Genomic DNA, 11,516 nt, shown 5'->3' on the forward strand with positions numbered 1-11,516 from the left:
CTTGGGATGAGGTGAAAATGAATCAATCGCGCGAACCGCGGTTCTTCAACTGGTCGAGCAACACAGCCGCGAGCAGGATCGCGCCGCGCACCAGGTACTGGTAGAACGCGTCGATATTCAGCAGGTTCATCACGTTCTCGACCGTGCCCATGATCAGCACACCGATCACGACGCCCGAGATCGTCGCGCGGCCGCCCAGCAGCGACACGCCGCCGAGCACGCACGCGGAGATCACGTTCAGCTCGAAGCCTTCGGCGGCGTTCGGCTGACCCGAGGTGATACGCGAAGCGAGAATCACGCCGGCGAGCGCGGTGACCGCGCCCTGGATCAGGAAGATATAGACGCGCGTGCGCTCGACGTTGATACCGGCAAGCCGCGACGCTTCCGGATTGCCGCCGATCGCGAGCGTATTGCGGCCATAGACGGTCTGGTTCAGCATCACGCCGAACACGATGAAGCAGATCAGCGTGACCCAGATCGGCAGCGACACGCCGAAGAACGTCAGGCCGCCGAGCGCGATGAACGTATCCGACGACACGCCGACCGCCTGCCCATGCGACACGATGAAGCCGAGGCCGCGGACGATTTCCATCGTCGCGAGCGTCGTGATCAGCGCGTTGATGCGCAGGTACGCGATCACCGCGCCGTTGACGAAGCCGATCACCGCACCCGCAGCGACCGCTGCGACGATCGCGATGAACGTGCTGTTCGTCGCATTGAGCACCATCGCGCACAGCACACCGGCGAACGCGACGGTCGAGCCGACCGACAGGTCGAAGTCGCGCGACGCGAGGCAGAACATCATCGTGCACGCGACCATACCGATCTGCGAGATCGACAGCGCGAGGCCGAGCATGTTCTCGATCGAGAAGAAATGGTCGACGGTCAGCGACATCGTGAGGAACATCACGATGAAGATCACGATCAGGCTGTACTCGGTGATCTGCTGCCACCATTTGGCCTTGTCGGTGGTGTGCGGAATCAGCGCGTCTGCCGCGCTCTTGGCGGCCTGCTGCGCGAGGTTTTCTCTGGCTTGCATGTTCAATACTCCTCCCCGTTCCCCACGGGTTGCGGACTCACGTCCGGATAAGGTTCAGGCCGCGTGCGACGCGCTCTGGTTGGCGGCGTTCGCATTGGCGTGCTCCGGCAGCGCGGTCGAGCTTTGCGGCAGCGCGAGGCTCAGCACCGACTGCTCGGTCGCATCCTTGCGCGCAAGCTCGCCGGAAATGCGGCCCTGGCGCATCACGACGATCCGGTCGGACACACCGAGCACTTCAGGTAGTTCGGATGAAATCATCACGATCGCGCAGCCGCGCTCTGCAAGCTGATAGATCACGTTATAGATCTCGTGCTTCGCGCCGACGTCGATGCCGCGTGTCGGTTCGTCGAGAATCACGACCTTCAGATCGGGCTCGGCGAGCCAGCGCGACAGAATCGCCTTCTGCTGGTTGCCGCCCGACAGGAAGCGGATCTTCTGCCGGCGATGCGGCGTCTTGATCTTCAGCAGCTTGATGAAACGGTCGGCGGTCTGCGCTTCTTTCTTGCGATCGAGAAACACGCCCGCGCGCAGAAAGTGACGGCGGCAGCTGATGTTGATGTTCTCAGCGACGCTCGCCATCGCGACGATGCCCTCTTCCTTGCGATCCTCGGGACACAGCACGATGCCGTGCTTGATCGCCTCGCCCGCGCTGCGCACCTTGATCGGCTTGCCGTCGAGCACGAGCTCGCCGCCCTTTCGATGTTCGGCGCCATACACCAGATGCATCAGCTCGCTGCGGCCCGCGCCAACCAGACCGAAGAAACCCACGATCTCGCCGCGCCGCACCTCGAAGCTCGCCGGCTGCGCGAGCGGATGACCTTCGATTGCCTTCGCCGCGAAACGCACTTCGCCGAGCGGCCGCGCCGAATAACTGTAGATGTCCGAAATCTCCCGCCCGACCATCTCGCTGACGATCGTGTCGCGCGACACGCCTTCGAGCGTGGGATGCGACGCGACCTTGCGGCCGTCGCGGAAGATCGTGCACGCGTCGCACAGCTCGTAGATCTCGTCCATGCGGTGCGAGATGTAGATCATCGCGCGATTGTCGGCGCGCAGATCGCGCACGAGCTTGAACAGCACCTCGGTCTCGCGATGCGACAGCGAGCTGGTCGGCTCGTCGAGCGCGATCACGCGCGCGTTGCGCATGAGCGCCTTGCAGATTTCGACCATCTGCCGCTGCGCGATCGACAGCTTGCGCAGCTTGGCGTTCGGATCGAGCGCGACGCCCATCGCTTCGAGCCGCTCGCGCACGAAGCGCTTCGCCTCGCGCTTGTTGACCCAGCCGAGCGCATTGGGTAGCTGGCCGAGCAGCAGATTCTCCGCGACCGTGAGGTCGGGCACGTACTGCAGTTCCTGGTGAATCACCGCGATGCCGGCGCCGATCGACGCGGCCGCGCTCGGAAAGCGCACCTCGTTGCCGTCGATCATCATGCGGCCCGAATCGGGCTGATACTCGCCGCCGAGAATTTTCAGCAGCGTCGATTTTCCCGCGCCGTTTTCGCCCATCAGGCCGTGCACCTGGCCGACGTTGACGTCGAAGGACACACCGTCGAGCGCGCGCACGCCTGGAAAAACCTTGCCAATATTGTCAAAACGTAGCGTCGCTGACACTTCGCCTCCTTGTAGACCGTACGCGCGCCGCCCGCCTCGATATGCGGGCGGAGCGGCGCGCCGGCGGTGTACTTCATGCCACCGCAAGACTTGCGCTTACTTCGACGCGAGGCCCATCTTCTCGCGCACTTCGCCGACGTTCTCGCGCGTCGCGAGCATGCCGCTCGTCAGCGTGAGCAGCGGCGGCTCCTTGCCTTGCGTGATCCACGCGTACATCAGTTCCGAGGTTTCCTCGCCGTGGCGCTTCGGGCTGATGATCACGGTGCCGAAAAAGCCAGTCGGTTGCGGCTTCTTGAACTCGTTCAATGCGGATTCCGAACCGCCGATACCGATGCCGATCATGTTGTCGGCCTTGAAGCCCCGGCCTTCCGCCGCGCGCACCGCGCCGAGCACGCCTTCGTCGTTCAGCGCGTAAGCGACCCAGTGCTTGAACTGCGGGTTCTTCGTCAGCGCGATATTGGCGGCGTTGAACGCGTTTTCCGTGTCGGTCTTCGCCTGCGGCGCGGCGATCACGTTCGCTTTCGGGAAGCCCGCGGCGACCAGCGCGTCAGTCGCGCCGGTGGTACGGTCATGGGCGGTCGGCAGTTGCTCGTAGGTCACGTCGATCGCGCCGACGTCCTTCATGTCCCAGCCGCGCTTCTTGATTTCAGCCGCGATACCGTCGCCAACCTGCTTGCCGATGTTGTACGCCGAGATGCCCATATGCGGCACCGCCTCGATCGGCTTGCCGGCGCCGTCGACGAGGCGGTCGTCGACCGTCATCATCTTCAGGCCGTCGGCCTTCGCCTTCGCGACGATGCCCGGCCCGAGCTTGACGTCGGGCGTGCAGATCACGAAGCCCTGCGCCTTCTGCGCGGCGAGGTTATCGATGGCGCTCATTACCTTCTCGCCCGACGGCGCACCAATCTTCACGAGCGTAAAGCCCTTGTCCTTGGCGGCGATCTCGGCGAATTTCCATTCATCCTGGAACCAGGGCTCCTCAGGCTGCTTCACGAGGAAGCCGATCTTGACGGTATCGGCAGCCTGCACAACCGGCGCGTTGAAGAGCACACCCGTTGCCGCCGCGACCAGCGTGAGGAAAATTCTGCGTTTCATGATGCGTGTCTCCTGACTAATTGATAACGAGAAGGTATTGGCCGCGTCTTCTAGTACCGGTCTGACACACGCGGCCAGCGCGTCGTCCGGTGTTCTGTGCGTGTCTGTGCTTGCGCGTCTGCGAGCGTCTCTTCGCGATGCGAATTCAATCGTGATACAGCACCGAGCGCCCGCCATCGACGGTGATGCAGCTCGCGTTGATGAACGGCGCTTCGTCCGAGGCCAGGAACACCGCGGTCATCGCCACCTCCTCCGGGCGGCCGATGCGCTTCATCGGCTGCAGATCGAGCGTCGCCTGCTTCGCGGCGGCCGGATCGGGCTGCGCGTTCCACCAGTCGTGCGTCAACTGCGTCTCGATGTAGCCCGGCGCGATCGCGTTCACGCGCACGTTGTGCGGTGCGTACTCGATGCCGAGCGCGCGCGTGAGGCCAATTACGCCGTGCTTCGCGACCGGGTACGGAAAGCAGCCCGGAATGATCTTGAACGCGTGCGTCGACGCGATATTCACGATGCTGCCCGCGCTGCGCTCGACCATGCCCGGCAGCACCGCGCGACAGCCGTTCCATACGCCGTCGAGATCGACCGCGAAACAGCGCCGCCAGTCGGCGTCGGTCATCGTCAGCGGATCGCAGAACACATTGATGCCCGCGTTGTTGACGAGGATGTCGAGCGCGCCGAAGACGCGTTCGCCTTCGCTCACCGCCTGCTGCACCGACGCGGACTGTGTCACGTCGGTCTGCACCGCGAGCACGCGCGCACCGGTCTGTGCCTCGATCTGTGCGGCCGTGCGTTGCGCCATGTCGAGATCGAGTTCCGCCAGCACGACCGCCGCGCCCTCGCGCGCGAACGCGAGCGCGATCGCCGCGCCGATGCCGCGCCCGGCACCGGTCACGAGAGCGGCTTTGCCGGCGAGCCGGTTCATTTCTTCGCGCCCGCGCGGGCGATCCGCAAACCGTTGATGAACGCCTTCGCATGCGAAGCGGTCACCGCCGCGCTCTGTCCCGGCTTGTACAGCGCCGAGCCGAGGCCGAAACCGTTCGCGCCGGCGCTGAGGAACGGCCCCATGTTGTCCGGCGTGATGCCGCCGACCGGCACGAGCGGCACCTCTGCGGCGATCACCGCGCGCCATGCCTTGACGACCTGGCAGCCGAGCTGCTCGGCGGGGAACATCTTCAGCACGTCCGCGCCGTTCTTCAGCGCGATGAATGCTTCGGTCGGCGTCGCAACACCCGGCGCGCACGCGAGGCCCCGCGTCTTCGCGGCGATGACGACATCCGGATCGCTGTGCGGCATGACGACGAGCTCGCCGCCCGCGGCCTTCACGTCGTCGACGAACTGCGGATGCAGCACCGTGCCCGCGCCGACGATCGCGTCGGACGGCAGCACCTTGCGGATCGCCGCAATGCTGTCGAACGGCTGCGGCGAATTCAGCGGCACTTCGACGATGCGAAAACCCGCTTCGTACAAGGCCTGGCCGTGATCGGCGGCGTCGGCGGGCGTGACCCCGCGCAGGATCGCGATCAGCGGACAGGCTTCGAACGCGGTGATCAGACCCGCGTGCGGCATGTACGGTGCGGGCAGATTGATGTGAGGTTGCATGTCGGTTCCTTGGTTCGTGAGCGTCATGGGCGAACGTAGCGCCGGTTAGCCTGCGCGCGCCGCGTGAGCGGACGGCTGGACGAGCCCCGCTTCGACGGCGACGCGCCATAGCCCGCGCTCGGTCGCGTGCCTGACCGGCTCCGCGCGCAGACAGCCGAATTGCGCGAGCGCGAGACGGTAGCGCTCGCACAGCGCGTCGTTGCCGATCAGCCGCAGACTCTGCTGCGCGAGCGAGCTGCCTTGCTGCGCGAGTAGCGCTTCTAGGCCGGCCAGTTCGTGTCCGATCAACAGGCCCGACAGATAGTCGGGCTGCGCCTCGCTCGGCAACTCGCCGGTCAAGCCGAGCGTGCGCGTGCTGAACACGGTCGCGAGCACGCCTGCCTGGCCCTTCTCGCGCGCGATGTTCACGCCGCGCAGAAATGCTTCGATATCCGGACGATCGGGCGTGACCATCGTGCGGCCGAGAATCGTGTGTTCGCGCAGCGCGGCGAACACCTCGCCGGTCATGAACGTATGAAACCGCTCGATGCGCTCCGCCTGCACGACCGCCCATTTCGCATGCGTGCCGGGCAGACCGATCAGCGAGCGGGCGTTGCTGTCGATGGCGTTCGGGTCCTGCCCGCCGTTCGCGTCCGCGCTGAGCGCGCCGAAAATCTGCGTCTCCTCGCCGCGCATCACGTTCGGCAGCTCGCCGCGTTGCAGCACGCCCGGCACGATATGCAGCGTCGCGCCGCACCCGGTCTGCACGCGGACGATGCCGGCTACCAGCGCGTCGGCGTTCGCGGGCGTCTCGACATACGGCGCTTCGAGCCAGCCTTGCGCGCTGCCGACCATCCCCGCCGCGATCACCGGCACGCCGCGCGCATGGTCGAGCCATGCGCCGCAGGCGTCGTTGAAGGCGGCGTCGAAGCCGCCCTCGGCCGCGCTACGCGGCAGATTCATGATGCCGGCCGTCGATGCGCGCGTCGCCAGCACTCGACCGTGCGCGTCGAGCAGATAGGCGCGCAGCGACGTCGTGCCCCAGTCGAGCGCGATCAGCGCGGCTTGCGCGAAATCGACATCGGCGACGGCGGCTCCCTCGGCGGACGCCTGGTGGTTCGCCAGCGTGGCGGTGCCCACTTGTTTCATCGCTTGATCCTGCGCGTGGCCGGTTGCGGAGCGCGCCAACCGAGTTCTTCCGAAATCGCGCGCGCCTCGCGCTGCACGACCGGAATCAGTTCGTCCATCCGTTCGAGCGGCATATAGGGAATCGTGCTCGCCACCGACAGCGCCGCGACGATCGCGCCCGACGCGTCGCGCACCGGCGCCGCGACGCAGCGGATCGCCGCTTCGTTCTCTTCGAGATCGAACGTGTAGCCGCCGGCCGCGTAGCTGGTCATGCGCTGCAGGAAGGTCGGCGCGTCGGGACGGTTGTCGGGCTTGAAGCTCACGCCCGCGAGCGCGCGGCGCGACGCATCGAACAGCGACCGCCATGCGTCCGGCGCGAGGTCGAGCATCATCGCCTTGCCGATGCCGGTCGACGCGAGCGGCATCCGATGGCCGACGCGCGAACGCATTTCGAGGCCGCGCGTGCCCGGGATCTTGTCGATATACAGCACGTCGTCGCCGTCGCGCACGCCGAGGTGGATCGTGTCGAGCGTCTGCTCGGCAAGCGACTCCAGGTGCGGGCGCGCCACTGCCGTGAGTGGCATCTGTTCGAGCGCGATCGTACCGAGCTCGATCAGCTTCGGTCCGAGCAGATAGCCGCCCTGCACCTGTCGCAGATAGCGCGCCTGCACGAGGCTGCTGACGAGCCGGTGCGTCGTGCTGCGGGTCGTGCCGAGCGCGGCGCCGAAGCTGCGCAGATCGCGCACGCCGGCCGCGGCCGCCTCGAGAATTGCGAGGCCGCGCAACAGCGTCTGCGTGCCGGCCTGCTGCGGCGTGATTTCCAATAGGTTGACTGGCAGCCCGAGTCCGTCGACGGTGGCCGCGCGCGCCACCGGACGCGATGTTCTCGCGGTACCGGACGCACTGGCGGCGACATGGGTGGTGACGGATGAGGTCTCGTGCGGCGCGGAATTCGACGCGCCGCTCGGCTCCTGTGATTGGCTGCCAGACATGGTGGGCCTCGTCTCCGGTTTTTTCTGTCGCTGTTCGCTATTCGCTGTGTCGCTGCGCTGGGCGCGGACTGGCGATGCATGTTGGCTTGGATTGTAGGGCGACTTTTCAGAATCACCAATATGTGAATGTTGAGTCCATATAGTGAGATTTTAGTAGCCGATCGAGTGTTTAGCGGATCGTCGCGCCCCTGCATCAGGACGCAAAAAAGCCCGCGCGAGGCGGGCCTGGAAGCAAGAAAACCGGGGCAATACCGGGCTGTTTCAATCCGGCAATTCGGCGGCGCCCATGCGCCGCGCGATCACGCGCGCGCGTTGCGCGAGATACGCCGAATTCCTGTGTTCATCGAAATATCTGGGGCGCGGCAACATCACCGCGAGCCGCGCCGACTGCGCGGCCGTGAGCTTGCTCGCCGACGTCTTGAAGTAGTACTGCGCGGCCGCTTCGGCGCCGTACACGCCGTTGCCCCATTCGACCGAGTTCAGATAGATCTCGAAGATGCGCTGCTTGTCCATCAGCGTTTCGAGCATCCAGGTGATGATCAGCTCCTGGCCCTTGCGGATATAGCTTTTCTCGCGCGACAGAAACAGGTTGCGCGCGAGTTGCTGCGAGATCGTCGAACCGCCGCGCACGATCCGGCCTTGCGTCTTGTTGCGCTCCCACGCCTGCAGGATCGCGTCGGTTTCGTAGCCTTTGTTGTTGACGAAGTTCGCATCTTCGGACGCGATGATCGCGCGCTTCAGGTTGCGCGAAATCTGATCGTACGGCACCCACGTGCGCTGTATCGACAGATCGGGCCGATCCTGCGACAGACGCCACGCGTCCGAGCGCATGAACGCGGTCGAGCGCGGATTGACGACGTTCCAGATCGCGATCTGCGTGAAGTAGAACGCCTGCGTCGCGAGCCACGCGATCGCCGTGACCGCGATCAGATAAGCGAGCCAGCGCAGCGGACCGGGCTGGCCGCGTGAATCGCTGGCGCGCCGCTTCGCTGTCATGGTGCGGGCAGTCCGCGCTCGCGTTAAGCGGGCGACGGCGCCGTCAGCAGCGCGCGCAATTCAGCGAGCACCGGTGCGCCGTCGGGGCGCACGCCGCGCCACACGTAGAACGATTCGGCGGCCTGCTCGACCAGCATGCCGAGGCCGTCGGCACCGCGCGCGCCGAGCTTCGCCGCATGCTGCATGAAGACCGTCGGATGCGCGCCGTACATCATGTCGTAGGCAAGCGTGCCGTTGCCGAACGCGCGGTCGTCGCACTCGGGCAGCGACGCGTCGAGGCTGCCCGCGGTCGCGTTGACGATCACGTCGTACTGACCCGCTTCGATCGCGCGGGCGCTGCCGCCGGTGAGCCGGCAGTGCGCGTCGCGCGCGGCCTGCGCGAACTGCGCGACCAGCACTTCGGCCTTTTGCGCCGTGCGATTGACGATCGTGAGCGTATGCGGCCCGCGGTCGAGCATCGGCAGCACGACGCCGCGCGCGGCGCCGCCCGCGCCGAGCAGCAGGATGCGCGCGCCCTTCAGCGGCACGCCGAGATTCACCTCGATGTCGCGCACGAGGCCGAAGCCATCCGTGTTGTCTCCGTAGATGCCGTCGGCGTCGACACGCAGCGTGTTCACCGCGCCGGCCGCCGCCGCGCGCGGCGACAGCGTGTTCGCGAACGCATGCGCGTCGAGCTTGAACGGCACCGTTACGTTCAGGCCGCGCCCGCCCGCTTCGATGAACGCGCGCACGTGCGGCACGAACGCGTCGACCGGCGCAAGCAGATGGCCGTAGTCGACCGGCTCGCCGGTTTGCGCCGCGAAGCGGGCGTGGATGAACGGCGACTTGCTATGGCCGACCGGGTTGCCAATGACCGCATAGCGGTCGCGCGTTTCGTTGCCGCTCATCGTCCCGGCTCCGTGATGTTTTGGTCGGTGTCGGCGGTGTTCGCGGTGTCGTTGCCGTCGCCGCTTGCCGCGGATTCGTCGCCCTCGGGAGTGCCGGCTTCCGCCACGGCTTCCGCCTCGCTTTCGGCGCTGTCATCGGCGGCGTCGAGCAGTTCTTCGTCGCTCTCGTCCTCGCCTTCTTCGGCTTCGGCGCCGCTCGTCACGCTCGGCGCATCGAGCACGTGCAACAGACGCACCGACGCTTCGATCGTCAGTTCGTCGATCGACATCACTTCCATCTGCAAACGCGTGCCGCGTGCATGCACGCCGAGACCCGGCACGTGCAGCAGCAGCGGAATCTCTTCCAGACGCACGAGATCACCCTTCACGACCGACGCGACCACCTGCTTGCGATTCTCCTGCGTGAGCCAGCGCAAACACCAGAAGTACTCCATGCGGCGCTGGTAGTCGGCGTACGCGGTGTAGGTGTCGTCGAAGCCCTGCACGACCGCGAACAGATCGGCGTCCTTCGGCTTGAACGGCGCGGCGAGCTTCGCGGTCACGCCGTGCTGCACGCACGCGATCAGCTGCCACTGGTTCACGAGGTCAACATAGCGGCGCAGCGGCGACGTGCTCCACGCATACTGCGTGACACCGAGCCCTTCGTGCGGCGCGGCGTTGGTCTGCATGCGCGTGCGCTTCGGACCGCTCGGCGCGCCGAACGCGCGCTGTGTGCGGTAGATACCCGGCACGCCGTGGTCGTGCAGAAACGCGCCCCACGACGAGTTCGCGAGAATCGCCAGCTCGGCGACGATCGTGTCGAGCGGCGAGCCGCGCCGGCGCGGCGCAATCGTGATGTGCTCGCCGTCGACGTAGAAATTGAAGTCGGTATTGCGCTGCACTTCGCGGCGCAGGCCGTAGCCGGCGCGCGCGGACTGGCGCTTTTCGAACAGCGCCTGGGCGAACGGCCACAGCACCGCGATATCGTCCTTGTGCGGATACTCGCCGCTGCCTTCGGCGAGCGCTTCTTCGGTGACGATTTCGTCGAGCGTGTTGTGGCGCAGGTTGTTCTTCACGAACACGCGCTCGGCGCGCGTTTCGCTCGCGACGATTTCCTGCGTCTCACGATTGACGATCACGTACAGCGACAGCGCCGGGCGATACCCGCCCTCGGCGAGCGTGAAGGTTTCGACGACGCTGTCGGGCAGCATCGTGATCTTGTCGCCGGGCATGTAGACCGTCGACAAACGTGCACGCGCGATCGCGTCGACGTCATCGCCCCGTTCGATGCCGAGCGCCGGCGCGGCGATGTGCACGCCGATGCGCACGCGGCCGTCGGCCAGATGCTCGACCGAGAACGCATCGTCGATTTCGGTCGTGGTGATGTCGTCGATCGAGAACGCTTCGACGTCGGCCTGCGGGAGATCTTCTGGCACGTTCGCGGCCGCGACTGACGGAAAGCCGGTGCCGTGCGGGAAGAACTCGGACAGGAACTTCGCCTCATGCAGCGCGCGCGGCGACGCGATCGCGCCACATTCGAGCATCAGCCGCGCCTGCGAGATGCCTCGCGCGGCCGCGGCACCCTCGAGCGCCTTGTACTCGATCGTGTTCTTGTCCGGCTTCGTCAGCAGCGCGAGCCCCTTGGCGCCCGCGAACGCTTCCGGCAGACGGCCTTCCTTCAGGTCTTCCTCGTACTGCGCCTGCACGAGCGCCTGCTGACGCTTGCGCTCGAGGCCCGCGAGCGCCATCTTCAGTTGCTCTTGCGGCGCGCGCTGGTACATGCCGCGGCCCTTGCGGCGGAAGTACACCGGCGAGCCGTGCATGCGCAGCACCAGCGCGGCGCGTTCGATCGCACCGAAGCTCTGGCCGAAGTACTCGGCGCCCAGCGTCGCAAACGGAAATTCATCGTCCGGCGCACATTCCCACAGGAAGTCGAGATCGATGTCCTGCGCGAGCGCGTCGGCCTGCTGCATCAGTTCGGCCGCGGTGGGCTTCTCGAACTCGATCAGCACGTCCTTCGCGCGCACCTTCGCGCGCCGCCCGCCCGGCAACTCGACCTGAAACGCGTCGCCCTGGCGCGACAGCACACTGCCGGCCTTGAAACTGCCCGATTCCTCGAAGAAAACGTTCACTCAATACTCTCGTTCTGACTTGCATCTGCCGGCGCGCCCGACGGCCTTTGGCAATCGATCACTGCATGCGCGGCACGGC

At 66.2% G+C, this 11,516-nt stretch carries 10 protein-coding genes; all 10 read right to left on the reverse strand.

Features of this window, described 5'->3' with window-relative positions; all coding sequences use genetic code 11:
• Positions 1-22: 22 nt before the first annotated feature.
• The gene (gene araH / locus L0U81_RS13490; protein WP_233803408.1) at positions 23-1,039 is read right to left on the reverse strand and encodes an L-arabinose ABC transporter permease AraH; all 1,017 of its coding nucleotides are present in this window, start codon (positions 1,037-1,039) and stop codon (positions 23-25) included.
• A 54-nt stretch (positions 1,040-1,093) separates the two neighbouring features.
• Entirely contained in the window at positions 1,094-2,650 is a 1,557-nt protein-coding gene (gene araG / locus L0U81_RS13495; RefSeq protein ID WP_233803410.1) for an L-arabinose ABC transporter ATP-binding protein AraG, read from the reverse strand.
• Between the two features lie 96 nt (positions 2,651-2,746).
• Positions 2,747-3,745 (reverse strand): arabinose ABC transporter substrate-binding protein, encoded by a 999-nt coding sequence (locus L0U81_RS13500; RefSeq protein ID WP_233803411.1) that lies wholly within the window; start codon positions 3,743-3,745, stop codon positions 2,747-2,749.
• Between the two features lie 145 nt (positions 3,746-3,890).
• Positions 3,891-4,667 carry an SDR family oxidoreductase gene (locus L0U81_RS13505; RefSeq protein WP_233803413.1) on the reverse strand — a complete coding sequence of 259 codons (777 nt, stop codon included), beginning with the start codon at positions 4,665-4,667 and terminating at the stop codon, positions 3,891-3,893.
• The gene (locus L0U81_RS13510; RefSeq protein ID WP_233803415.1) at positions 4,664-5,344 is read right to left on the reverse strand and encodes a 2-dehydro-3-deoxy-6-phosphogalactonate aldolase; all 681 of its coding nucleotides are present in this window, start codon (positions 5,342-5,344) and stop codon (positions 4,664-4,666) included. Before L0U81_RS13510 ends, L0U81_RS13505 begins: the two co-directional genes overlap by 4 nt.
• A 45-nt stretch (positions 5,345-5,389) precedes the next feature.
• The gene (locus L0U81_RS13515; RefSeq protein ID WP_233803417.1) at positions 5,390-6,472 is read right to left on the reverse strand and encodes a 2-dehydro-3-deoxygalactonokinase; all 1,083 of its coding nucleotides are present in this window, start codon (positions 6,470-6,472) and stop codon (positions 5,390-5,392) included.
• A complete protein-coding gene (locus L0U81_RS13520; protein WP_233803419.1) occupies positions 6,469-7,443 on the reverse strand; it encodes an IclR family transcriptional regulator in 975 nt (324 codons plus the stop codon). The genes L0U81_RS13515 and L0U81_RS13520 overlap by 4 nt, the downstream gene beginning before the upstream one ends.
• 261 nt (positions 7,444-7,704) lie before the next feature.
• On the reverse strand, positions 7,705-8,439 hold the full coding sequence (gene mtgA / locus L0U81_RS13525; protein WP_233803421.1) for a monofunctional biosynthetic peptidoglycan transglycosylase: 735 nt from the start codon (positions 8,437-8,439) through the stop codon (positions 7,705-7,707).
• Between the two features lie 23 nt (positions 8,440-8,462).
• Positions 8,463-9,326, reverse strand: coding sequence for a shikimate dehydrogenase (gene aroE, locus L0U81_RS13530; protein ID WP_233803422.1), 864 nt, complete (start codon positions 9,324-9,326; stop codon positions 8,463-8,465).
• Positions 9,323-11,437: a ribonuclease catalytic domain-containing protein gene (locus L0U81_RS13535; RefSeq protein ID WP_233803424.1), complete on the reverse strand. Its 2,115-nt coding sequence runs from the start codon at positions 11,435-11,437 to the stop codon at positions 9,323-9,325. Before L0U81_RS13535 ends, aroE begins: the two co-directional genes overlap by 4 nt.
• Between the last annotated feature and the right edge of the window lie 79 nt (positions 11,438-11,516).

Source organism: Paraburkholderia sp. HP33-1 (assembly GCF_021390595.1).
In the GTDB taxonomy this organism is placed as follows: Bacteria; Pseudomonadota; Gammaproteobacteria; order Burkholderiales; family Burkholderiaceae; genus Paraburkholderia.

What these genes read in the sequence shown, in the direction of transcription:
- araH (WP_233803408.1), bottom strand. Translation starts at nt 1,039, where the DNA reads ATGCAAGCCAGAGAAAACCTCGCGCAGCAGGCCGCCAAGAGCGCGGCA.
- L0U81_RS13500 (WP_233803411.1), bottom strand. Translation starts at nt 3,745, where the DNA reads ATGAAACGCAGAATTTTCCTCACGCTGGTCGCGGCGGCAACGGGTGTG.
- L0U81_RS13505 (WP_233803413.1), bottom strand. Translation starts at nt 4,667, where the DNA reads ATGAACCGGCTCGCCGGCAAAGCCGCTCTCGTGACCGGTGCCGGGCGC.
- L0U81_RS13510 (WP_233803415.1), bottom strand. Translation starts at nt 5,344, where the DNA reads ATGCAACCTCACATCAATCTGCCCGCACCGTACATGCCGCACGCGGGT.
- L0U81_RS13515 (WP_233803417.1), bottom strand. Translation starts at nt 6,472, where the DNA reads ATGAAACAAGTGGGCACCGCCACGCTGGCGAACCACCAGGCGTCCGCC.
- L0U81_RS13520 (WP_233803419.1), bottom strand. Translation starts at nt 7,443, where the DNA reads ATGTCTGGCAGCCAATCACAGGAGCCGAGCGGCGCGTCGAATTCCGCG.
- mtgA (WP_233803421.1), bottom strand. Translation starts at nt 8,439, where the DNA reads ATGACAGCGAAGCGGCGCGCCAGCGATTCACGCGGCCAGCCCGGTCCG.
- aroE (WP_233803422.1), bottom strand. Translation starts at nt 9,326, where the DNA reads ATGAGCGGCAACGAAACGCGCGACCGCTATGCGGTCATTGGCAACCCG.